This is a genomic window from Nocardioides sp. HB32 (assembly GCF_054058995.1).
The window spans coordinates 3,129,431-3,149,863 of the sequence record NZ_JBSSBS010000001.1; the positions used below are offsets into that span (position 1 = coordinate 3,129,431).

Consider the following 20,433-nt stretch of genomic DNA (forward strand, 5'->3'; position numbering starts at 1 on the left):
GTCCCCCTGACGGCGTAGCGTGCCGGCATGCCCGACACTCGGACGGACCTCCTGGTCATCGGGGCCGGCCCCTACGCCTACGCCACCGCGGCGTACGCACGCGACCGCGGCATCGACACCCACGTGGTCGGGATCCCGATGTCGTTCTGGCGCGACCGGATGCCGCAGGACATGTACCTGCGCTCCGGCCCGGACTGGTACCTCGACGCGAACCGTGAGGACACCTTCACCACGTTCTTCGAGGAGCGTGGCCTCGACCCGGCCGGGCACGACCCGATCCCGATCTCGGTGTTCCTCGACCACACCGACTGGTTCGCCGCGCGGAAGGGGATCGTCGCCGACCAGCGGCTGGTCGGCGACCTGACCAGGCCGAACGGCACGTTCGTGGCCGCGATGGCGGACGGCACCAGCATCGAGGCCGACAAGGTCGTCGCCGCGCCCGGCGTCGGCTTCTTCGCGCAGCTCCCGGACTGGCACGACCGCATCCCCGAGGCGCACCGCTCGCACACGGTCGACCGGGTGACCTTCGAGGACCTGTCCGGGGCGCGGGTGGCGGTCATCGGGGGCCGGCAGAGCGCGTACGAGTGGACTGCGCTGCTCTGCGACCACGGCGCGTCCCGGGTCGACGTGGTGCACCGGCACCCGACCCCGGCGTTCGAGAAGGTCAGCTGGAAGTTCGTCGACGCCCACGTCGACCAGACGCTCGCGCACCGCGGCTGGTGGCGCGGCCTCACGGCGGAGGAGCGTGCGGCGATCGCCCAGCAGTTCTGGGAGGTCGGCCGGCTGACGCTCGAGCACTGGCTGGTGCCCCGGCTGCGCCCGGACGTCGTGACCAGCCACCCCGACACCGCCGTGACCGCCGTCGCGGGGCACGGGCCCGTCACGCTGACGCTCTCCGACGGCTCGGAGCTCGAGGTCGACCACGTGGTGTTCGCGTCCGGGTACAAGCCGGACGTCGCCCGGGTGCCGTACCTCCGTGGCGTCCTCGACCGGATCGGCGCCACGGACGGCTTCCCCGACCTGTCCGAGGGGTTCGAGACCACCCTGCCCGGGCTCTACACCGTCGGCTTCCTCGCCACCCGCGACTTCGGGCCGTTCTACGGGTTCACCAAGGGCTGCCCGTCGGCGGCGAAGATCGTCGTCGACGAGATGCTGCGCTGAGGGTCAACCGGAGCAGAGCACCTCGGTCAGTCGCTGCACCGGACTCTCCAGGCCCCAGCGCTGACCGAGCTCGGCCACCCGCGGGAGGTCCTTCGGCTCGCGGGGGAGCGTCGTCGCGGGCGCGCCGAGGTCGAGGTCGCGGGCGACCGCGACGACCTGCGGGGCCACCTCGAGGTACGCCGCCGCCGCCTTGATCCTGCCGCGCGGTCCCGGAGCCAGGTCGGAGCCCGGATCGAGGGCGGCCGCGATGATGCCGTCCATGTCGCCGAACCGCTCGAGCAGCGTCGCGGCCGTCTTCTCGCCGACCCCGGCGACGCCGGGCAGCCCGTCCGAGGCGTCGCCGCGCAGCGTGGCGAAGTCGGCGTACTGCCGCGCGTCGACGCCGTACTTGGTGCGGACCCAGTCGTTGGTGACCCGCTCGTGGTTGCCGACGCCGCGGGCGATGTAGAGGACGCGGACGTCGCGCTGGTCGTCGACGAGCTGGAACAGGTCGCGGTCGCCGGTGACGATGTCGACGGGCTGGTCGGCCTGGGAGGCCAGCGAGCCGATCACGTCGTCCGCCTCGTAGCCGGCCATGCCGACCACGGTGATCCCGAACGCGTCGAGCACCTCGCGGATGATCGGCACCTGCACCTCGAGCGGGTCGGGTACCTCCTCCACGTCCGGCGCGCCCTCCCGCTCGGCCACCACGCGGTGCGCCTTGTAGGACGGCAGCAGGTCCACCCTCCACTGCGGGCGCCAGTCCTCGTCCCAGCAGCAGACCAGGTCGGTGGGCCGGTAGTCAGCCACCAGCCGGGAGATGAAGTCGAGGAGCCCGCGGACCGCGTTCACCGGCGTACCGTCGGGCCCCTTGATCTCCGGCACACCGAAGAAGGCCCGGAAGTACATCGAGGCGGTGTCGAGGAGCATCAGTCGTCCGGGCTGCGTCACGGACCAGATCCTGCCACGGGCCGCTACGCTCACCGCGTGACCCAGTCAGAGCTCGAGGCGACGGACCGGAAGATCCTGGAGCTGCTCGCCAACGACGGACGGATGTCGTTCACCGACCTCGGCAAGGCCACCGGGCTCTCCACCTCCGCGGTCCACCAGCGCGTCAAGCGGCTGGAGTCGCGCGGGCTGATCACCGGCTACGTCGCCACCGTCGACCACGCGCAGCTCGGGCTCCCGCTCACGGCGTTCATCTCGATCCGCCCCATCGACGCCTCGCAGCCCGACGACTCCCCGGAGCGGCTCCGCGGCGTCCCCGAGATCGAGTCCTGCTGGTCGGTCGCCGGCGACGAGTCCTACATCCTCAAGGTCCGCGTCTCGACCCCGACCGACCTCGAGGACCTGCTGGCCCGGATCCGCGCGGCCGCCAACGTGTCCACGCGCACCACCATCGTGCTCTCCACGCCGTACGAGGGCCGCCCGATCGGCTGACTCGTCGGCGCGGTCCGGGCTGCAGGGCCCGTGTCGTCCAGCAGCCTGCCGGGGGGTGCATGCACCGCGCCGCTGACGCGGATTGGTCACCAACCGCAGATCGGGAGCGCTCCCACCTGCGGTTGGCGACCAATCCGCGTCATTTCCAGCAGCCCGGGGGCAGGCCGCCGGCCGCCGGTCACCAGGCCTGCAACGCCGCCGTACGACGCGATGCCTCGGCGACCTCGGCCGCCTTGAGGGCGGAGGAGTCGAGGTCGGCGTGCTGGGCCCACCACTCCTGGCCGGCTGCGGGGAGGGTGTGGATCGGGTCGTAGTACTCGTACGTCCTCGACAGCGCGTCCTCGGAGCTCGCCTCGATCGAGGTCCGGTAGTTCTTCGTCCAGTACGAGATGCCGCGCTCGGTGTCGTAGGCCGCGAGCTGGTGCACCCAACGCTTGCCGACGAACGGCACGTCGCAGACGATCCGCGGGGTCGCGAAGCCCGGCAGGTAGCCCATGATGTGGTGCTGCAGCTTCTGCGCGTCGGCGACCGAGACCCGCCAGTGCTCCGAGAACGGGATCATGTCGCACATGTAGAAGTAGTAGGGCATGATCTGCGCGCCGTCGAGGAGCCGGAAGCACAGGTCGAGCAGGGCGTGCGGGTCGGCGTTCACGCCGTTGAGCAGCACGCCCTGGTTGCGGACGTCGCGGATGCCCGCGTCCAGCATGGCGCGGGTCGCCTTCGCGACGAGGGGGGTGATCGAGTTGGCGTGGTTCGCGTGGGTGTGGATCGCGACCGACACGCCGCGCGAGCGCGACAGCGACCCGATCCGGGTCATGCCCTCGACGACGTCGTCCTGCAGCCAGTGGTGGGGGAGTCCCACCAGCGCCTTGGTGGCGAGCCGGATGTCGCGGATGTTCTCGATCTCCAGCAGCTGGGTGAGGAAGTCCTCGAGCCGCGGCCAGGGCATGTTCGCCACGTCGCCGCCGGAGACGACCACGTCGCGCACCTGGGGCGTACGCCGGAGGTAGTCGAGCATCTCGCCGAGCCGGTCGTTCGGCTTCCCGACGAACTTGAGCTTGTCGATGACCGCGGTCGAGTTGCCGACCAGGTCCATCCGGGTGCAGTGCCCGCAGTACTGCGGGCAGGTGGGGAGCAGCTCGGCGAGCACCTTGGTCGGGTACCGGTGCGTGAGGCCCTCGGCGACCCACATGTCGTGCTCGTGCAGCGAGTCGCGGGTCGCGTGCGGGTGCGAGGACCAGTCGGTGCGCCGGTCGGAGAACACCGGGATCATGTAGTGCCGGACCGGGTCGGCGTAGAACTCCTCGGTCAGCGACCCCGGGCCGGCGGGTACGGCGTGGGGCACCATCGTGTTCATCATCTGCGGCGGCACGAGCATCGACATCGTCGCCCGCTCGGCCTGGTCCCGCTCGAGGTCGGCGTAGAACCGCTCGTCGAGCAGGTCGCCCATCAGCTCGCGCAGCTGCCGGACGTTCTTGACGCAGTGGGCGCGCTGCCACTGCACCGACTCCCACTCCGCGGTGGTGACGTCCTTCCAGCCCGGGAACCGGGTCCAGTCCGGCTCGACGAGCTCGACACGCGCGTAGGGGTACGGCTGGCCCGAATCGTGCTCGATCAGCGAGGCGATGGAGGTCTCGATGCTCATTCCTCCACTGTAGGCGGCGATTCTCCGGCCTGTCGAATGCCACGCCGGAGAATCTTTCGTTAGGCTTCGGTTATGCGAGACGTTCCCAGCGACCCGACCGGTCTGCACCGTGTCCTGGACGACGAGGTCCGGCTGCCCCAGGCCGCGGACCGCCTCGACACCCGCCGCGAGCTGTGGCCCGACGAGGTCCGGATCCGGGTCGAGCGCCTCAACCTGGACGCGGCGTCGTTCCGGCAGCTGGAGCGGAAGCACGGGGGAGATGGCGACGCGGTCCGCGCCGACGTGCTCGAGATCGTCGGCACCCGCGGCAAGATGCAGAACCCCGAGACCGGCTCGGGCGGCATGCTGGTCGGCACCGTCGAGGAGGTCGGCCCGGAGTCGCCCCTGGGCCTGGCCGTCGGCGACCGGGTCGCCACGCTGGTCTCGCTCACGCTCACGCCGCTGGTCATCGAGGACGGGCTCGAGCGCTGGGACGGGCTGGGGGAGCAGGTGCCGTGCGACGGGTACGCCGTGCTGTTCGGCCGCTCCATCGCCGCGGTGCTCCCCGACGACCTGCCCGCCGAGCTCAGCCTGTCGGTCATGGACGTCTGCGGCGCCCCGGCGCTGACCGCCCGTGTCGTCGAGGGGTATCCGCAGCCCGTCGTCGCCGTGGTCGGCGGCGCCGGCAAGTCCGGGTCGCTGAGCCTCGCGGCCGCCCGCCGGGCCGGCGCCCGGCGCACCATCGGCGTCGTCCCGCACCAGGCCGAGGCCGACCTGCTCGCCGACGCGGGCCTCGCCGACGCCGTGGCGGTCGCCGACGCCCGGGACCCGATCGCGCTCCGCGACGCAGTGGCGGCCGCCGGCGGCCCCGCCGACGTCACCGTCGTCTGCGTCGACGTCCCCGGCTGCGAGGGCGGGGCGATCCTGGCGACCGCCGACCGCGGCACCGTCGTCTTCTTCTCGATGGCCACCTCCTTCTCCGCGGCGGCACTCGGCGCCGAGGGCCTGGCCGCGGATGTCACCATGCTGGTGGGCAACGGCTACGCGCCGGGCCACGCGGCGTACGCCCTGGAGCTCCTGCGGGAGACCCCCGGCGTGCGCGGCCTGTTCGAAGGGAGGCTCTGATGGTGAGGCAGCGGGGCAAGCTCGACCTCGACCCGGCCACGGTCCGGCACGCGCGGTCCCTGGCCCGCAAGGCGGGCCGCCCGATCGTGACGATGGCCAGGAAGCACACGACCGTCGCCGTCGAGCGGGCCACGCTGCGGCTGGCCGGCCTCGAGGGCGCCGACCCGGACGGTACGCCGTGGGTCAACCGCCTCCTCGATGTCGTGCGCGCCGACCTCGCCCAGGACGGCGGCCTCGGGCACGGCGTCGCGCTGCCGGTCTGGGACGCGCTCCTGCGCGGTGAGGCCGACGACCTCGCCACCCTCGCCCAGAAGGCGTCGGCCGGCTCGGTCCGCTTCCGGCTGCCCGAGGGCAGGGACGCCGAGCGTGCCCGACGGGCCTCCCGCACGCAGGTCGGGCGGGGGATCAGGCGCATCGACGCCCGCCGGGCCGAGCGCGAGCGGCTGATCAAGCGGTTCGGCGACGCCCCCCGGAAGCCGTGGATCTACCTGATCGTCGCGACCGGCGACATCTATGAGGACATCCCGCAGGCCCAGGCGGCCGCCCGGGAGGGCGCCGACGTCATCGCCGTGATCCGCTCCACCGGCCAGAGCCTGCTCGACTTCGTCCCGGAGGGCGCGACCCGCGAGGGCTTCGCCGGCACCTACGCGACGCAGGAGAACTTCCGCCTGATGCGCGCGGCCCTCGACGAGACCAGCAAGGAGCTCGGGCGCTACGTCCGGCTCACGAACTACGCCTCCGGGCTGTGCATGCCGGAGATCGCCGCCCTCGCCGGCCTCGAGCGGCTCGACATGATGCTCAACGACTCGATGTACGGGATCCTGTTCCGCGACATCAACCCGGTCCGCACCTTCGTCGACCAGCGCTTCAGCCGCCAGGTCCACGCCCGCGCCGGCATCATCATCAACACCGGCGAGGACAACTACCTCACCACTGCGGACGCGGTGGACGCCGCGCACACGGTCACCACGAGCCAGCTGCTCAACGAGTACTTCGCCAAGGAGGCCGGCCTCGAGAACTGGCAGCTCGGGCTCGGCCACGCCTTCGAGATCGACCCCGACGTACCGGACTCCTTCCGCCTGGAGCTCGCGCACGCGCTGCTCGCCCGGGAGCTCTTCCCCGATGCGCCGCTCAAGTGGATGCCGCCCACCCGGCACATGACCGGCGACGTCTTCCGCGGCTACCTGCTGGACGGCTTCTTCAACCTGGTCGGCGCCCTCACCGGTCAGGGCATCCTGCTCGTCGGGATGATGACCGAGGCGGTCGTGACGCCGTGGCTGTCCGACCGCGACCTGGCGCTGCAGAACGTGCGCTACGTGATGGACGCGGCGGGCCAGCTGCACGAGGACTTCCGGCCCAGGCCGGACGGGTTCATCGTCCAGCGCGCGAACCAGGTGCTTGCCGAGACGATCGAGCTGCTCGACCGGATCGTCGGCGACACCGACGAGGCCGGCGACCCGCCGCTGCTGGCGGCCATCGCCGACGGCACGTTCGGGCTGATGAAGCGACCTGCGGACCGCGGCAAGGGCCTGGAGGGCGTGGCCCGCAAGTCGAGGGCCTACTACAACCCCGCCAGCGAGATCCTCGAGGAGCGCGGATGAGCACGATCGTCCGGCCGTACGGCGACACCACCGGCGACGGCATGGTGCAGGTGAGCTTCACCCTGCCCGTCCCGCACTCCAAGGTCGCCGAGGGCGCGGCCGCCCAGCTCGCCCGCAAGATGGGCATCGACCCGGCCTTGGTCGTGCACGCCAAGCCGATGGGCCCCGACTTCACCTTCTTCGTCGTCTACGGCCGGGTGAACCACCTGGTGAATCTCGACGAGGTCGAGGTCGTCGAGCGCGACTACCCGCTGCTGACCCCCAAGGAGGCGAACGCCGCGATCAAGCGCGCGCTGCGGCGCCGGCTGGTCGTCGTGGGCGGCTGCATCGGCACCGACGCCCACACCGTCGGCATCGACGCGATCCTCAACATCAAGGGGTTCGCGGGGGAGAAGGGGCTGGAGTACTACCGCGAGCTCAAGGTCGTGAACCTCGGAGCGCAGGTCTCGGTCCCGGAGCTGGTCGAGCGGGCCCGCGCGGAGAAGGCGGACGCCGTGCTGGTGTCCCAGGTCGTCACCCAGCGCGACGCACACCTGCTCAACACCCGGGAGATGTCCGCGGCGTTCCGGGAGTCCTACCCCTCCGACCGCAGGCCCCTGCTGATCGTCGGCGGTCCCCGGTTCGACGAGGGGCAGGCCGCGGAGCTCGGCGTCGACCGGGTCTTCAGCCGCGGCACCACACCGGGTGAGGTCGCGTCGTACCTCGTCCACCGCCTCACCACGAAGGACGCAGTCGCATGAGCGCAGGGTCATCCCCCGAGGTCGGCACCAAGGTCGTGCACCGCCGCTACGTGCCGTACTCCCACGCGCACTACGCCGGCAACCTCGTGGACGGCGCCTACAGCCTGGGCCTGTTCGGCGACGTCGCCACCGAGATGTGCATCCGCACCGACGGCGACGAGGGACTGTTCGCGTCGTACGCCGACGTCCAGTTCAAGGCGCCGGTCCGGGCCGGCGACGTCCTCGAGATCACGTGCGAGCTGGTCCGGGCCGGGACGCGTTCCCGGGTCCTGGAGTTCACCGTGCACGTCGTCGCCCGGGGGGCGGCGACGGCCGAGAAGCCCGGAGCCGCTGTCCTGCTGGCCGAGCCGATCGTGGCGACGACCGCGACCGGTACGGTCGTCGTCCCCGCATAGCGGACGGTGGCGCGGCGCGGCGCGCTAGACACGCCGCGCACCTGGAGAGATTCTCGGGAGATTTCGTGATCGGGATCACCCCGGCTGACCTGCGGTTTCTCGTATTCGTGCAGGTCAGCCGCCTCTTGACGGAGGCCGGTGCCACGTCTCAGTGTGTGCGGCGTTCGCCCATGCAGATCGTGGTCGGCGAACCGACGTCCGAGTGGCCGTGTCGGAGGGTGGAAGTGCCAGCCATCCGTCCGACCTGGTTCGCGGAGGTCGGTCCGCCCCCGAGGTCGGACTCGGAAGGGACCCACGTCCCCTAGACAACAGATCGTCCGCGGCAGCCGGTCTCGGACGGACTGGTACGAAGGGTGTGGGTCCCTTCCGAACGCTCGCAGCCGGTCTCCCGGTATTTTTCCTGCATGGCTCTTCGCGTGCTGGTCGCCCTCGCCGCCGGCGTGGTGCTGTCGCTCGCGTTCGAGCCCGTCGCGATGCCGGTCGTGATCCCGTTCGCGGTGGCGGCGTTCGTCCTGTGCTCCCGCGGTCTGCGGCTGCGCAGCGGGTGGATCCCGGGCCTGGCGTTCGGCCTCGGGTTCGAGCTGGTCCTGCTGTTCTGGATGCGCACCGTGGGGCCCGACGCCTGGGTGGTGCTGGCGATCTGGCAGTCGCTCTTCTTCGCGGCGCTCGGCGTGGTCACGGCACTGCTGCACCGGCACCGGGCCTGGCCCGTGTGGGTTGCCGGAGCATGGGTGGTCACCGAGCTGACCTACAGCAACTGGCCGTTCAGCGGCATGCCGTGGGGACGTCTCGGGTTCGCCGTCGTCGACACACCGGTGGCGAAGGCGCTGCCGTGGGTCGGCTCGACCGGGGTGAGCTTCCTGCTCGCGCTGAGCGGGACCCTGCTGGCGTGGCTGGTCGTCGCCCGCGGCAGGGAGCGGTGGATCGCGGCCGCCGCGCTCGGCGGCCTGGTCGCCGTGTCCATCGTGCCGGTCGCGCTCCCGTGGACGTCGACGCCGGAGTCCGAGATCACGGTCGCGGCCGTGCAGGGAGACGTGCCCGGCAACGGCGACGACATCCTCTACGACTACCGGCAGGTCACCCAGAACCAGGTCGACGTGACCGTGCAGCTGGCCCGGGACGTGCAGGCCGGCGACGAGCCCCGGCCCGACTTCGTCCTGTGGCCGGAGAACTCCACCGCGATCGACCCGTTCCGCGACGCGCAGACGAACAGCGCCATCCGCGCAGCCAGCGAGGCGATCGGCGTACCGATCCTGGTCGGCGCGATCGTCGACGGCGGGCCCGACCACGTGCTGAACCAGGGGATCGTGTGGGATCCGACCACCGGGGCGGGGGACCGCTACACCAAGCGCCACCCCGTGGTGTTCGGCGAGTACATCCCGTTCCGCAGCTACCTCGACGACCTGCAGATCGGCCGCCTCACCATGGTCGGGCGCGACATGGTCAGCGGCGACCGCAAGGAGCCACTGCACGTCGCGGGCGTCGCCGTGGGCGACTCCATCTGCTTCGACGTCGCCTACGACGACGGCATCTACGACCAAGTCTCGCGCGGCGCCCAGCTGCTGACGGTGCAGACGAGCAACGCGACGTTCATCCACACCGACCAGATCGAGCAGCAGTTCGCCATCACCCGGCTCCGCGCGATCGAGACCGGACGCTGGCTGGTGGTCTCCTCGACGAACGGCATCACCGGGGTGATCGCGCCGGACGGCTCCGTCGTCGCCAGCGCGGCGCCGCGCACCCAGGACGTGCTGGTCGAGAAGGTGGGGCTCGAGTCGGGCATCACCCCGGCGGTGCGGATGGGGGCCTGGCCCGGCCGGTTCCTGGTCGCCTTGACGGTGATCGGCCTGCTCTTCACCGTCCGCTCATCCGGGCTCCCGTATCGTCGGCACCGGAACCGGCAGCAGGCCGAGGACGACGGCCGCCCGGACGCCGACGTCCCGGTCGCCGCCGCAGTGAGCGAAGGGACGGACGGGTGAGCCTGGGACGCGTGGTCGTCGTGATCCCCACCTACGACGAGGCCGAGAACCTCGCCTGGATCGTGGGCCGACTGCGTGCCGCGCAGCCGGAGGTGGACGTGCTCGTCGTCGACGACGGTTCCCCGGACGGCACGGGCGCGATCGCCGACGAGCTGGCCGCGGAGGACCCCGCCGTACGCGTCGTGCACCGCCGCGCCAAGGCCGGGCTCGGCGCCGCCTACCTGCACGGCTTCCGGGTCGCGCTGGACGCCGGGTACGACGTGATCGGCGAGATGGACGCCGACGGCTCGCACCAGCCCGAGCAGCTGCACCTGCTCCTGGAGGCCCTCGAGCACGCCGACCTCGTGATCGGGTCGCGGTGGGTCCCCGGCGGCTCGGTCGTGAACTGGCCGCTGAACCGAGAGCTGCTCTCGCGCGGCGGCAACCTCTACGTGCGGCTGCTCCTGGGCATCGCGGTCCGCGACGCGACCGCCGGGTTCCGCTTGTTCCGGCGCACGGCACTGGAGAAGATCGACCTCGAGTCGGTGCAGTCCACCGGGTACGTGTTCCAGACCGACATGGTGGCCCGCACGCTCGCCGCCGGGCTGGTCGTCGAGGAGGTCCCGATCGAGTTCGTGGAGCGGGTCCGTGGCGACTCGAAGATGAGCGGCGCGGTCGCGACCGAGTCGCTGAAGCGGATCACGGCGTGGGGCCTGCGCGAGCGCCGCGACCAGGTACGCCGAGCCTGGCGCCGGCGATGAGCCCGGTCGCGCGCAAGCGCCGCGGAGTGCTGACGGTGGCACTGTTCACCGTCTTCATCGTGGTGCCGATCCTCGAGATCTACGTGATCATCCAGGTCGGCCAGGTGATCGGGGCCTGGTGGACCATCCTGCTGCTGGTCGCCGACAGCATCTTCGGAACGTGGCTGATCAAGCGGGAGGGGGGCCGCGCCTGGCGGGCGCTGCGGTCCGCGATCGACGAGGCGCGGATGCCGGCCCGGGAGCTCGCGGACGGTGCCCTCATCCTGGTCGGCGGCACCCTGATGCTCGCGCCGGGGTTCGTGACCGACGCGTTCGGCATCCTGCTGATCCTGCCGTTCACCCGACCGGTGTTCCGCCGGGCGCTCGCGGCGCTGGTGGCGCGGCGGATGGCCCTGGACGTGACACGCCCCGGACGCGGGCCGGATGGCCCGGTCGTCCGGGGCGAGGTCGTCGACGACGACTGACGGCGGACCGTCAGGCGGTCGCCTTGCGCTTCTTCTGGTTCGCGCGGTGCAGGTGGGCGGGCCCGATCTCACCGTCGCGGAGCAGCTGCAGCCGCTCCTTGAGGATGTCCTCGAGCTCCTTCTCCGACCGCCGCTCGAGGAGCATGTCCCAGTGCGTCCGGGCCGGCTTCTCTGCCTTCGCCTCGGGCTGGATCCCGGAGACGCTGAGCGCCTCGGCACCACACCGCGGGCACTCCCAGACGGCGGGGACGTCGGCCTCGACCGACATCGTGATCTCGAACTCGTGCCCCTGCGGGCACCGGTAACCGACCTGCTGGCGAGCGGCGAACTCGATGCCGCGCTCGTCCTCGAAACTCTGGCCCCCGAGCCGCGCTCCACGCAGTGTGCGCTCTGCCATGAGCCACCTCCCGATCTTGTGTTCCCCCGTGTGCTGTCCGAGACGGACTCAGCCGGCGTTCATGACATGGTTCTCACGCCCGCACCAACACCGCATCCCGGTACGTGTCGTACCCAGTTCGTCGACGTCTCAACCGCTTCAACGGTACGGGCCCCCCGAAGATTCCGGGAATCGTGGGCGAGACCGGTTTCACAGCCGGTTCTCAGATCACCCGGGGGATCGGGTTGCCGGCCTCCTCGACGCCGCGCCGGGGGTCCACCCGGAGCAGGAACGCGATGCCGACCGCGAACAGGACCACGAGGGCGAGGAGCGCCGGCCGGTAGGAGTCGGTCCACTGGTGCACCAGGCCGAAGATGAGGGTGCCGATCCAGCTCGTGCCCCGCTCGCAGGCCTGGTAGAGCGAGAAGTACTCGGCCTCGCGGCCCCGCGGGATGAGCTGGCTGTAGAAGGACCGCGACAGTGCCTGGGTGCCGCCGAGGACGATGCCGATCGCCACCGCGAGGACCAGGAAGGCCGGCAGGTTCCGGTCGGGGGTGAGCCAGCCGCCCACGACCACGAGCAGCCAGACGAACAGGCCGACGACGATCACCCGGTACGCGCCCCGGGTGCGCGCGACCCTGCCGAACCACAGCGCGCCGGCGATCCCGACGAACTGGACGACGAGGAAGGCCAGCAGCACGGTGCTCTTCTCGAAGCCGAGCTGCTTCTCGCCGTACACGGACGCGGCGTAGATCACCGTCTGGATGCCGTCGTTGTAGAACAGGTAGGCGACCAGGAACGTCAGCGTGACCGGATAGCGGCGCAGGTCCTTGAGGGTCCGCCACAGCTGCCCGAAGCTCGCCTGCACGAGTCCGCCGGGCTCGGCGACCGGGTTCACGGGCGGGCGGGCACGGATGCCACGCACCGGGATCAGCGTGAACGCCGCCCACCAGAGGCCAGCCGACAGGAGGCTGATCCGCACCGCCGTCTCGGTGTGGTCGCTCAGGACGGTCAGCAGTCCGAAGTTCAGCGCGAGCAGGATGCCGCCGCCGAGGTAGCCGAGCGCCCACCCGCGCGACGACACCCGGTCCCGGTCGTCCGGCTCGGCGATGTCGACCAGCAGCGAGTCGTAGACCACCAGGCTGGCCCCGAGGAACAGCGTCGCGACCAGCAGGAGCAGTGCGCCGAGCTCCCAGTTCGAGCCGGCCACGAGGAACATCAGCATCGCCATGACGCTGCCGGACCACGCGAAGACGCCCAGCAGTCGCGGCTTGTTGCCGCTGCGGTCGGCCACGGCACCGACGATCGGCAGCACGATCGCCGACAGGATGGTCGCCGCGGTGACGATGTAGAAGACCAGCGAGCCCGCCGACAGGCCCAGGCCGAGGACGTGGAGGTCGGTGGTGCACTTCTGGTGCTTGTCCTCGTCCGTGACGAAGCCGCAGGCGGCCTTCTCCGCGACTGAGGTCAGGTACGGCGCGAACAGCACCGCGGCCGTGGTGGTGACATAGGCGCTGTTCGCCCAGTCGTACCAGTACCAGGCCTTCTGCTCGCGCACGCGCTCCGGCGTCGACGGGGTGACGGTCACCGGGCACCGCTCCACCGGCCGCGCTCGATCAGCACGTCCCTGAGTATGTCGGTGCGGTCGGTGAAGATGCCGTCGACGCCCCGGTCGAGCAGGGTGCGCATCTCGTCGGGGTCGTCGATGGTCCACACGTGCACGTGCCGCCCGGCGGCGTGCGCCCGGCGTACGAACCCGGGCGTCACGACGGTCACGGGCCCGCGCCGGTGCGGCACCTGGAACGCCTGGAACCGCCGGCCGGCGAGCCAGCCGGCCAGGCGGGCGCTCGGCAGCAGCCGGAACGCCGCGATCTCCGCCGGCGTCGCGCAGGTCGCCACCCGGCCGCCGGTGAGGTCGCGGAACCGCGTCGTACGCCGGCGGGAGAAGGACCCGACCAGGACCCGGTCCCAGGCCTCGCGGGCGGCGATGAAGTCGGCCAGCACCGGCACGGCTCCCTCGGACTTGAGGTCGATGTTGAACCGGGCGGTCGGGAACGCGTCGAACAGCTCGGCCAGCGTGGGTACCGCCTCCCGGCCGGCGACCAGCGCCTCGCGGACCTCGGCGAGCGTGAGGGCCGCGATCTCGCCCTTCCGGTCGGTCACCCGGTCGAGCACGCTGTCGTGGAACGCGAGCAGCACGCCGTCGCGGGTCACGTGGACGTCGGTCTCCAGGTTCCGGTAGCCGAGCTCCACCGCGTGCTGGAACGCCGCCAGGGTGTTCTCGAGCCCCTCCACGTCCGGGTGGTAGGCGCCGCCGCGGTGCGCGAACGCGAGCACGGGCCCGGGGTCGTCGAGATAGGCGTACCCGGTGCGCATGACCACGGGGGCAGTATTCCCGGCCGGTCGCCCGCGCGGTGCGACCGGTGGGGCGGTAGCGTCACCGTATGGAGAGCTTGACCTGTCCTCGTTGCGGCGCCGAGATGGTCTCCCGGGCGCTCAGCGCGTCCCTGGGCGACGGCGAGGTCAGCCTGTGCCCGGACGGCCACGGGGTCTTCCTCGCGCGCGCGGACCTCGGAGCCCTCATCGAGTCCGAGAGCGACTGGCACCGGCACGCCGGACAGCACACCGCCCCGATGCCGCGGATCACCGCCGACATGGCGGCCCCGCCCGCCGGCAAGTCCCCGCCGCGGGCCTGGGTCGAGACGCTGTTCGACTGAGCTGGGTCGGCGCTACTTCAGGTTGCTTCTCGGCTTCCGGGAAGCCGAAGGGCGCCGAGTCGGCGCAGTCTTCCCCCGGGGCGCTGCGCGCGGGAGGGAAGACTGCGCCGACTCGGCTGACATCCAGCTCCGCTTCGCTTCGCTAGATGTCGCGGAACGTCTCGATGGAGGCGCCGAGCTGGTTGAGCCGCTCGGCGAGGTCCTCGTAGCCGCGGTGGATGACGTACGTCGACCGCAGCACCGAGGTGCCCTTGGAGGCGAGCATGGCGAGCAGGATCACCACGGCCGGGCGCAGCGCCGGCGGGCAGACCAGCTCGGTGCCGGTGAACGACGTGGGGCCCTCGATCATCACCCGGTGGGGGTCGAGCAGCTTGACCTTGGCGCCGAGCTTGTTCAGGTCGGTCAGGTAGATCGCCCGGTTCTCGTACACCCAGTCGTGCAGCAGCGTCTGCCCCTCGGCGACGGCGGCGATGACCGCGAAGAACGGCAGGTTGTCGATGTTCAGGCCCGGGAACGGCATCGGGTGGACCTTGTCCAGCGGCGCGTGCAGCTCGGACGGCTTGGTCGTGATGTCGACCAGGCGGGTGTGACCGTTGAGGGCGACGTACTCCTCGGAGCGGTCGTACTGCAGGCCCATCTCCTCGAGCAGCGCGAGCTCGATCTCCATGAACTCGATCGGCACCCGGCGGACGGTGATCGAGGACTTCGTGACGATCGCCGCGGCGAGCAGCGACATCGCCTCGATCGGGTCCTCGCTGGGCGCGTAGTCGACGTCGACGTCGATCTCGCTCAGGCCGGTGACGGTCAGCGTCGTGGTCCCGATGCCCTCGACGCCGACGCCGAGCCGCTGCAGGTAGAAGCACAGGTCCTGGACCATGTAGTTCGACGAGGCGTTGCGGATCACGGTGGTGCCCGGGTGCAGGGCGGCCGCCATCAGCGCGTTCTCGGTGACGGTGTCGCCGCGCTCGGTGAGCACGATCGGCCGGCCGGGCTCGATCGCCCGGTTGACCGACGCGTGGTAGCTGCCGTCGGTCGCCTTCACCTCGAGGCCGAACGGCCGCAGTGCCGCCATGTGCGGCTCCACGGTGCGGGTGCCGAGGTCGCAGCCGCCGGCGTACGGCAGCTCGAAGACGTCCGCCCGGTGCAGCAGCGGCCCGAGGAACATGATGATCGAGCGGGTACGCCGCGCCGCCTCGGCGTCGACGTGGTCGAGGTCGAGCTCGCGGGGCGGCACGATCTCGAGGTCGTTGTCGTCGTTGAGCCAGCGGCACTGCACGCCCAGGCTGGCGAGCACCTCGATGAGGCGGTTGACCTCCTCGATCCGGGCGACCTTGCGCAGCGTGGTCCGGCCGCGGTTGAGCAGCGTGGCGCAGAGCAGCGCGACCCCGGCGTTCTTGGACGTCTTGACGGTGATCTCGCCCGAGAGCGAGGTCGGCCCGGTGATCCGCAGATGGGTGGGGCCCGCGCCGACCGCGACGATCTCGGAGTCCAGCGCCGCCCCGATCCGGGCGAGCATCTCCAGCGAGAGGTTCTGGTGGCCCTTCTCGATCCGGTTGATCGCGCTCTGGCTGGTCCCGAGCAGGTCGGCCAGCTGGTGCTGGGTCAGTCCGCGGTGCTTGCGGGCATCGCGGATGAGGTTGCCGATCCGGTTCTTGTATCCCTCGCTCATGAAATCCACGGTAACTCACATGTGAGATAAAGCAATCACCCGGGCCCCGTCGTCGCGGGCGAGTCCGGGGGAGTGCCACCGGGTCGGCTGGCTCCGGCTGGAAGGATGGACGCCATGCGAGCGACGACGATCCACGGTACCCGCGACATCCGCGTCAGCGACGTCCCCGACCCGACCATCGAGCTGCCCACCGACGCCATCGTCAAGATCGTGGCGGGCTGCATCTGCGGCTCCGACCTCTGGCCGTACCGGGGGGAGAACCCGGTCACGGCCGGGGACACCATCGGGCACGAGTGCGTCGGCGTCATCGAGGAGGTCGGCTCCGAGGTGCGCGCGTTCCGGCCCGGCGACTTCGTCGTCGTGCCGTTCGACCACTGCGACAACACCTGTCCGCACTGCGAGTTCGGCGCCCAGAACTCCTGCGACAACCTCGGCTTCACGTCGAGCGGCCAGGCCGAGTACGCCCGGGTCACCCAGGCCGACGGGAGCCTCGTGAATACCGACGGCGTGCCCGACAAGGACCTGCTGGCGTCGGTGCTCACCATCTCCGACGTGATGCCGACCGGGTGGCACGCGGCGGTGTCCGCCGGCGTGCGCCCCGGGGGTACGGCGGTCGTGGTCGGTGACGGTGCGGTCGGCCTGTGCGGGGTGCTGGCAGCGAGGGAGCTCGGCGCGGAGACGATCGTCGCCATGTCGCGGCACGAGCCGCGCCAGCAGGTCGCCCGGAAGTTCGGCGCCACCCACATCGTGGCCGAGCGGGGCGACGCGGGCGTCGAGGCGATCAAGGAGATCACGGGGGGAGTCGGCGCCGACGCCGTGCTCGAGTGCGTCGGCACCGACGACTCGATGAAGATGGCGTACGAGATCGCCCGCCCCGGCTCGAGGGTCGGCTTCGTCGGCGCACCGCACGGCGTGCAGCTGCCGGTGCGGCGGATGTTCGTGGACAACATCGGCCTCGCGGGCGGCATGGCACCCACGCGCAAGTACATGCCCGAGCTGCTCGCGATGGTGCTCGACGGACGCATCGAGCCGGGCCTGGTGTTCGACCTGACGCTGCCCCTCGAGGAGGTCGCCGACGGCTACCGCGCGATGGACGAGCGTCGCGCGATCAAGGTGCTGATCGAGCCGTAGCCCGACCGGGTCAGCGGTCGCCGGCGCCGTAGATCATGGCGCCGGCGAGCATCACCACACCCGCGGCGAGCTCGGCGACGAAGACCTTCGTCGGGTCGTCGAGGAACACCGCGAACAGGATGAGCAGGATCCCGGCCAGCGCGGCCACGCCCAGCAGCGGCCGCTTCGGCAGCGAGGTGTTGAGCGCCATCGCGCACACGAGCACCACGGTGGCGGTGAATCCGTCGCGGTAGCCGGCCCACATACCGGTCCCGTCGATCGGGTAGAGAGCCCAGGTGGCGAGGATCAGGCCCACCGAGGCCGCGACGATGAGCAACCAGCCGAACGGGCGCAGCACCGGCACCGGCTCGAGCGGGGTGGCGGGCGCGACGGGAACCGCAGGCGTGGCGTCCGGGCGCTTCACGGGAGTCGACATGCGAGAAGGGTATTAGGTTCGGGACCGTGCTGATGCTCGGGCCACTCCTCCGCCACGTCGACGACACCTCGGCCACGATCTGGGTCGAGACGGACGGCGCCGCCGTCGTGACCGTCACCGCGGGGGAGCGCACCGCATCCGCCCCGACGTTCGCCGCGCACGGGCACCACTACGCCCTCGTCGAGGTGACCGGCCTGCCGCCCGGGTCACACACCGAGTACACCGTCGACGTGGACGGCGCCCGGGCCTGGCCCTCCGACGACCCGGAGCTCGCCGACTTCCCGCCCTCGGTGATCCCGACCCTCGAGTACGCCAAGCCGCTGCGGCTCGCGTTCGGGTCGTGCCGGGTCAGCGTGCCGCACGACGCGGAGGGCAACGCCGAGTTCGGCGTGGACGCGCTTCGCGCGTACGCGCTGTTCATGGCGGGGAGGACCGCGAGCTGGTCCGACGACGACGAGCGCTGGCCGGACCTGGTGCTGTTCCTGGGCGACCAGGTGTACGCCGACGAGACCAGCGACGAGATGCGTGAGTTCATCGCGCAGCGACGCGACCCCGAGCAGGCTCCCTGGTGGGAGCTCAAGGACTACGAGGAGTACGCCCACCTCTACTCGATCGCGTGGGGGGAGCCCGCGAACCGGTGGCTGCTCTCGACGCTCCCGAGCGCGATGATCTTCGACGACCACGACATCCGCGACGACTGGAACACCAGCTGGTCGTGGAAGCAGCAGATGGACGCGACCGGCTGGTGGCACGACCGGATCGTCGGCGGGCTCGGCTCCTACTGGGTCTACCAGCACCTGGGCAACCTGGCCCCCGAGGACCGGGCGAGCGACGAGCTGTGGCAGCGGATCACCACCTACGACGGCGAGGACGAGCTCGACATCACCGTCGAGCTCGACGCGCTCGCCGACGCCGCCGACGCGCACCCCGACTCCTACCGCTGGAGCTTCGCGCGGGACTTCGACACCCAGGCCCGGCTGGTCGTGGTCGACTCGCGGGCCGCGCGGGTCCTGCAGCCGGACCAGCGGTCGATGCTGGACGACGCCGCGCTGGCGTGGGTCGACGAGCAGCTGCAGGGCGACGTCGACCACCTGCTGATCGGGACCTCCTTGCCGTTCCTGCTCGCACCGGGGCTGCACCACATCGAGTCGTTCAGCGAGTCGATCGCCGAGGGCGCCTGGGGCCCACCGGGCCGGTGGCTGGGCGAGACGGCCCGGGAGCGCGCCGACCTGGAGCACTGGGCGGCGTTCCAGCACGGGTTCCGCGACCTGGCCGGCATCGTGCTGGAGGTCGCCTCCGGCAAGCGCGGCCGGCCGCCGCGGACGGTGACCTTCCTGTCCGGCGACGTGCACCACAGCTACGTCGCGGAGGCGTGGCCGCGCGACGGCATGGTGGCCAGCCGGATCCTCCAGGCGGTGTGCTCGCCGATCCGCAACCCGCTGCCGAAGGTGATGCAGCGGTTCACCGCGGGCGCCTCGAAGCGGGTGACGGGCCTGCTCGGCCGGCTGATGTCGCTGTCCGGCCGGGTGCCGCTGGAGCCACTCCGGTGGACGGTGACCCAGGGACCCTGGTACGACAACAACCTGGCGGTCCTCGAGCTCGCGCCCGCCGGACTGCGCATGTGGTGGGTGGCCGGGGAGGTCGACGGTCGCCCGGAACTGCCCGTGCTCAAGCGGGTGGCGACCGTCGACCCCGTCGGCTGAGGCGCCGAGACGCTGCGCCCTCGCCGACGCTCCTGGTGAGGGGTCTGGGAGAGGATCGAACGGGTGGATCCTGTGATCAGACGGAGACGACCACGGCGTACTTGCTCGGCCGCAGCGGCACGCAGTCACACCCGTCCCCACAGTCGAGGTAGGTGTGGAGGGCGTGGCCGCAATGTGGGCACGGCATGTCGTGCGTCAGGTGCTGGCCGTTCGTCTGGACGGTGTCCCACATGGTTCTACCTCCTCTCGCTCTCTGGATGGTGCCCCCCTGGGCGATGATCCTTACTCCCTGAGGAGATCAGCCGAAGCCGTCGGATACATCGCCCATCGACGGTAAGGAAGCTGTCGGCACCCTGTGCGGTGTTTCCGGGACAATGCCCCGGACGGGTGGTCACCGGATGGCCCGTCCGGGCCACGGGTGTCCGACCTGCCGGACGTCGCGGCAGGCGTGGCCCATGCTGTGGACCGTGTTCTCCCGCGCGCGCCTGCTGCTCCCCGTGCTCCTGGCCCTGCTCCTGACCGGGATCCTGGCCACCGGCTGCTCCGGGGACGACGACTGCACCGGGCAGGCGTACCACGCCTCCCTGGACCAGGACGGCGCGAAGACCCCGATCCAGGCGATGGAGGTCTGGCTCGGCTCGCACGAGGGCTTCGACCAGGCACCGCCCGACGAGGGCTGGACCGTGAAGGACCAGGGTGACAAGGACCCCGCGGCCGTGGTGATCACCAACGTCGAGGGCGACGGCTGGTGGGTGTCCGCGGTGCGCACGACCTCCGGCGGCTACGTCGTGAACGAGGCGACCGACGCGGCCTCGGGCTGCGAGGACAAGCTGTCGTGATCGCGGCGCTCGTCGTGGCCGCTGCCCTCACCGCCCACGCCCCGGCGACGGTGCCGATCGACGACTGGTTCCCGGTGCACGGGCACGCGGTCGTGGCGGGCGCTCCGCGCACGCTGCTGCTGGAGCAGCGCACCGGCCCGGGGGAGTGGCACCGCCTGGCGAAGGAGCCGACCCGGCGTACGGGCTGGTTCCGGTTCTCCGTCCCCTCGGGGAACCGGCTGACCGAGCGCACCCTCCGCGTCGTGGCTCCTCCGTCGCGCGGGCTGCCCCGCGCGCACACCGCGCCGTTCACGGTGGACATCGTGATGCGCGACGTGACCGGTGGCAGGATCTGA

Annotated in this window: 22 protein-coding genes; 14 read left to right on the plus strand and 8 right to left on the minus strand. The window is 71.3% G+C overall.

Features of this window, described 5'->3' with window-relative positions:
* Nucleotides 1-27 precede the first annotated feature (27 nt).
* Nucleotides 28-1,161, plus strand: coding sequence for an FAD-dependent oxidoreductase (locus ACVW2K_RS15805; RefSeq protein WP_457203163.1), 1,134 nt, complete (start codon nucleotides 28-30; stop codon nucleotides 1,159-1,161).
* A 3-nt stretch (nucleotides 1,162-1,164) separates the two neighbouring features.
* Here ACVW2K_RS15805 and ACVW2K_RS15810 read toward each other — a convergent pair whose 3' ends face one another.
* A complete protein-coding gene (locus ACVW2K_RS15810) occupies nucleotides 1,165-2,070 on the minus strand; it encodes a 5'-3' exonuclease (RefSeq protein ID WP_457204078.1) in 906 nt (301 codons plus the stop codon).
* Between the two features lie 57 nt (nucleotides 2,071-2,127).
* Between ACVW2K_RS15810 and ACVW2K_RS15815 the strand changes: the two genes are divergently transcribed.
* Nucleotides 2,128-2,580, plus strand: a complete 453-nt coding sequence (locus ACVW2K_RS15815) for an Lrp/AsnC family transcriptional regulator (RefSeq protein ID WP_028638271.1) — start codon at nucleotides 2,128-2,130, stop codon at nucleotides 2,578-2,580.
* 178 nt (nucleotides 2,581-2,758) lie between these two features.
* Here the strand turns inward: ACVW2K_RS15815 and ACVW2K_RS15820 are convergent, their stop codons facing one another.
* A complete protein-coding gene (locus ACVW2K_RS15820) occupies nucleotides 2,759-4,225 on the minus strand; it encodes a KamA family radical SAM protein (protein WP_028638270.1) in 1,467 nt (488 codons plus the stop codon).
* Nucleotides 4,226-4,297: 72 nt separating this feature from the next.
* On the opposite strand from ACVW2K_RS15820, the gene kdd reads away from it, so the two are divergent.
* From kdd to ACVW2K_RS15855, 7 genes are all read left to right on the plus strand, one after another.
* Nucleotides 4,298-5,329 carry an L-erythro-3,5-diaminohexanoate dehydrogenase gene (kdd, locus tag ACVW2K_RS15825; RefSeq protein WP_457203164.1) on the plus strand — a complete coding sequence of 344 codons (1,032 nt, stop codon included), beginning with the start codon at nucleotides 4,298-4,300 and terminating at the stop codon, nucleotides 5,327-5,329.
* Nucleotides 5,329-6,930: a lysine 5,6-aminomutase subunit alpha gene (gene kamD, locus ACVW2K_RS15830; protein WP_457203165.1), complete on the plus strand. Its 1,602-nt coding sequence runs from the start codon at nucleotides 5,329-5,331 to the stop codon at nucleotides 6,928-6,930. Before kdd ends, kamD begins: the two co-directional genes overlap by 1 nt.
* The gene (gene kamE / locus ACVW2K_RS15835) at nucleotides 6,927-7,670 is read left to right on the plus strand and encodes a lysine 5,6-aminomutase subunit beta (protein ID WP_457203166.1); all 744 of its coding nucleotides are present in this window, start codon (nucleotides 6,927-6,929) and stop codon (nucleotides 7,668-7,670) included. The genes kamD and kamE overlap by 4 nt, the downstream gene beginning before the upstream one ends.
* A complete protein-coding gene (gene kal / locus ACVW2K_RS15840; protein WP_028638266.1) occupies nucleotides 7,667-8,065 on the plus strand; it encodes a 3-aminobutyryl-CoA ammonia lyase in 399 nt (132 codons plus the stop codon). The genes kamE and kal overlap by 4 nt, the downstream gene beginning before the upstream one ends.
* Before the next feature lie 404 nt (nucleotides 8,066-8,469).
* Complete coding sequence (gene lnt / locus ACVW2K_RS15845; RefSeq protein WP_457203167.1) at nucleotides 8,470-10,044, plus strand: apolipoprotein N-acyltransferase; 1,575 nt, start codon at nucleotides 8,470-8,472, stop codon at nucleotides 10,042-10,044.
* Nucleotides 10,041-10,784: a polyprenol monophosphomannose synthase gene (locus ACVW2K_RS15850; protein ID WP_457203168.1), complete on the plus strand. Its 744-nt coding sequence runs from the start codon at nucleotides 10,041-10,043 to the stop codon at nucleotides 10,782-10,784. Before lnt ends, ACVW2K_RS15850 begins: the two co-directional genes overlap by 4 nt.
* A complete protein-coding gene (locus tag ACVW2K_RS15855; protein ID WP_036570818.1) occupies nucleotides 10,781-11,248 on the plus strand; it encodes an FxsA family protein in 468 nt (155 codons plus the stop codon). Before ACVW2K_RS15850 ends, ACVW2K_RS15855 begins: the two co-directional genes overlap by 4 nt.
* A 10-nt stretch (nucleotides 11,249-11,258) precedes the next feature.
* Here the strand turns inward: ACVW2K_RS15855 and ACVW2K_RS15860 are convergent, their stop codons facing one another.
* The 3 genes from ACVW2K_RS15860 to ACVW2K_RS15870 all read right to left on the minus strand — a co-directional run bounded on the left by ACVW2K_RS15860 (nucleotide 11,259) and on the right by ACVW2K_RS15870 (nucleotide 14,000).
* Complete coding sequence (locus ACVW2K_RS15860) at nucleotides 11,259-11,645, minus strand: RNA polymerase-binding protein RbpA (RefSeq protein ID WP_011756112.1); 387 nt, start codon at nucleotides 11,643-11,645, stop codon at nucleotides 11,259-11,261.
* A gap of 202 nt (nucleotides 11,646-11,847) precedes the next feature.
* On the minus strand, nucleotides 11,848-13,212 hold the full coding sequence (locus ACVW2K_RS15865; RefSeq protein WP_457203169.1) for an MFS transporter: 1,365 nt from the start codon (nucleotides 13,210-13,212) through the stop codon (nucleotides 11,848-11,850).
* Nucleotides 13,209-14,000: a glycerophosphodiester phosphodiesterase gene (locus ACVW2K_RS15870; protein WP_051549413.1), complete on the minus strand. Its 792-nt coding sequence runs from the start codon at nucleotides 13,998-14,000 to the stop codon at nucleotides 13,209-13,211. Before ACVW2K_RS15870 ends, ACVW2K_RS15865 begins: the two co-directional genes overlap by 4 nt.
* 68 nt (nucleotides 14,001-14,068) lie before the next feature.
* Here ACVW2K_RS15870 and ACVW2K_RS15875 point away from each other — a divergent pair, with 68 nt between their 5' ends.
* Nucleotides 14,069-14,341, plus strand: a complete 273-nt coding sequence (locus tag ACVW2K_RS15875) for a zf-TFIIB domain-containing protein (RefSeq protein WP_457203170.1) — start codon at nucleotides 14,069-14,071, stop codon at nucleotides 14,339-14,341.
* A 142-nt stretch (nucleotides 14,342-14,483) separates the two neighbouring features.
* Here ACVW2K_RS15875 and ACVW2K_RS15880 read toward each other — a convergent pair whose 3' ends face one another.
* Nucleotides 14,484-16,010: a helix-turn-helix domain-containing protein gene (locus ACVW2K_RS15880; protein ID WP_457203171.1), complete on the minus strand. Its 1,527-nt coding sequence runs from the start codon at nucleotides 16,008-16,010 to the stop codon at nucleotides 14,484-14,486.
* A 114-nt stretch (nucleotides 16,011-16,124) separates the two neighbouring features.
* Between ACVW2K_RS15880 and ACVW2K_RS15885 the strand changes: the two genes are divergently transcribed.
* Nucleotides 16,125-17,141 (plus strand): zinc-dependent alcohol dehydrogenase family protein, encoded by a 1,017-nt coding sequence (locus ACVW2K_RS15885; RefSeq protein ID WP_457203172.1) that lies wholly within the window; start codon nucleotides 16,125-16,127, stop codon nucleotides 17,139-17,141.
* A gap of 10 nt (nucleotides 17,142-17,151) precedes the next feature.
* Here the strand turns inward: ACVW2K_RS15885 and ACVW2K_RS15890 are convergent, their stop codons facing one another.
* Nucleotides 17,152-17,556 (minus strand): hypothetical protein, encoded by a 405-nt coding sequence (locus ACVW2K_RS15890; protein WP_155992176.1) that lies wholly within the window; start codon nucleotides 17,554-17,556, stop codon nucleotides 17,152-17,154.
* Between the two features lie 32 nt (nucleotides 17,557-17,588).
* On the opposite strand from ACVW2K_RS15890, the gene ACVW2K_RS15895 reads away from it, so the two are divergent.
* A complete protein-coding gene (locus ACVW2K_RS15895; protein WP_457204079.1) occupies nucleotides 17,589-19,259 on the plus strand; it encodes an alkaline phosphatase D family protein in 1,671 nt (556 codons plus the stop codon).
* Between the two features lie 76 nt (nucleotides 19,260-19,335).
* On the opposite strand, the gene ACVW2K_RS15900 is transcribed toward ACVW2K_RS15895, so the two are convergent.
* Entirely contained in the window at nucleotides 19,336-19,491 is a 156-nt protein-coding gene (locus tag ACVW2K_RS15900) for a hypothetical protein (RefSeq protein WP_457203173.1), read from the minus strand.
* A 223-nt stretch (nucleotides 19,492-19,714) separates the two neighbouring features.
* Between ACVW2K_RS15900 and ACVW2K_RS15905 the strand changes: the two genes are divergently transcribed.
* Nucleotides 19,715-20,098 carry a hypothetical protein gene (locus ACVW2K_RS15905; RefSeq protein ID WP_457203174.1) on the plus strand — a complete coding sequence of 128 codons (384 nt, stop codon included), beginning with the start codon at nucleotides 19,715-19,717 and terminating at the stop codon, nucleotides 20,096-20,098.
* Nucleotides 20,095-20,433, plus strand: a complete 339-nt coding sequence (locus tag ACVW2K_RS15910) for a hypothetical protein (RefSeq protein ID WP_457203175.1) — start codon at nucleotides 20,095-20,097, stop codon at nucleotides 20,431-20,433. Before ACVW2K_RS15905 ends, ACVW2K_RS15910 begins: the two co-directional genes overlap by 4 nt.

Bases quoted from the DNA above. Each gene is read 5' to 3' on its own strand.
- ACVW2K_RS15805 (WP_457203163.1), top strand. From the start codon at position 28: ATGCCCGACACTCGGACGGACCTCCTGGTCATCGGGGCCGGCCCCTAC.
- ACVW2K_RS15810 (WP_457204078.1), bottom strand. From the start codon at position 2,070: ATGCTCCTCGACACCGCCTCGATGTACTTCCGGGCCTTCTTCGGTGTG.
- ACVW2K_RS15820 (WP_028638270.1), bottom strand. From the start codon at position 4,225: ATGAGCATCGAGACCTCCATCGCCTCGCTGATCGAGCACGATTCGGGC.
- kdd (WP_457203164.1), top strand. From the start codon at position 4,298: ATGCGAGACGTTCCCAGCGACCCGACCGGTCTGCACCGTGTCCTGGAC.
- kamD (WP_457203165.1), top strand. From the start codon at position 5,329: ATGGTGAGGCAGCGGGGCAAGCTCGACCTCGACCCGGCCACGGTCCGG.
- kamE (WP_457203166.1), top strand. From the start codon at position 6,927: ATGAGCACGATCGTCCGGCCGTACGGCGACACCACCGGCGACGGCATG.
- kal (WP_028638266.1), top strand. From the start codon at position 7,667: ATGAGCGCAGGGTCATCCCCCGAGGTCGGCACCAAGGTCGTGCACCGC.
- lnt (WP_457203167.1), top strand. From the start codon at position 8,470: ATGGCTCTTCGCGTGCTGGTCGCCCTCGCCGCCGGCGTGGTGCTGTCG.
- ACVW2K_RS15855 (WP_036570818.1), top strand. From the start codon at position 10,781: ATGAGCCCGGTCGCGCGCAAGCGCCGCGGAGTGCTGACGGTGGCACTG.
- ACVW2K_RS15860 (WP_011756112.1), bottom strand. From the start codon at position 11,645: ATGGCAGAGCGCACACTGCGTGGAGCGCGGCTCGGGGGCCAGAGTTTC.
- ACVW2K_RS15870 (WP_051549413.1), bottom strand. From the start codon at position 14,000: ATGCGCACCGGGTACGCCTATCTCGACGACCCCGGGCCCGTGCTCGCG.
- ACVW2K_RS15875 (WP_457203170.1), top strand. From the start codon at position 14,069: ATGGAGAGCTTGACCTGTCCTCGTTGCGGCGCCGAGATGGTCTCCCGG.
- ACVW2K_RS15880 (WP_457203171.1), bottom strand. From the start codon at position 16,010: ATGAGCGAGGGATACAAGAACCGGATCGGCAACCTCATCCGCGATGCC.
- ACVW2K_RS15885 (WP_457203172.1), top strand. From the start codon at position 16,125: ATGCGAGCGACGACGATCCACGGTACCCGCGACATCCGCGTCAGCGAC.
- ACVW2K_RS15890 (WP_155992176.1), bottom strand. From the start codon at position 17,556: ATGTCGACTCCCGTGAAGCGCCCGGACGCCACGCCTGCGGTTCCCGTC.
- ACVW2K_RS15895 (WP_457204079.1), top strand. From the start codon at position 17,589: ATGCTCGGGCCACTCCTCCGCCACGTCGACGACACCTCGGCCACGATC.
- ACVW2K_RS15900 (WP_457203173.1), bottom strand. From the start codon at position 19,491: ATGTGGGACACCGTCCAGACGAACGGCCAGCACCTGACGCACGACATG.
- ACVW2K_RS15905 (WP_457203174.1), top strand. From the start codon at position 19,715: ATGCTGTGGACCGTGTTCTCCCGCGCGCGCCTGCTGCTCCCCGTGCTC.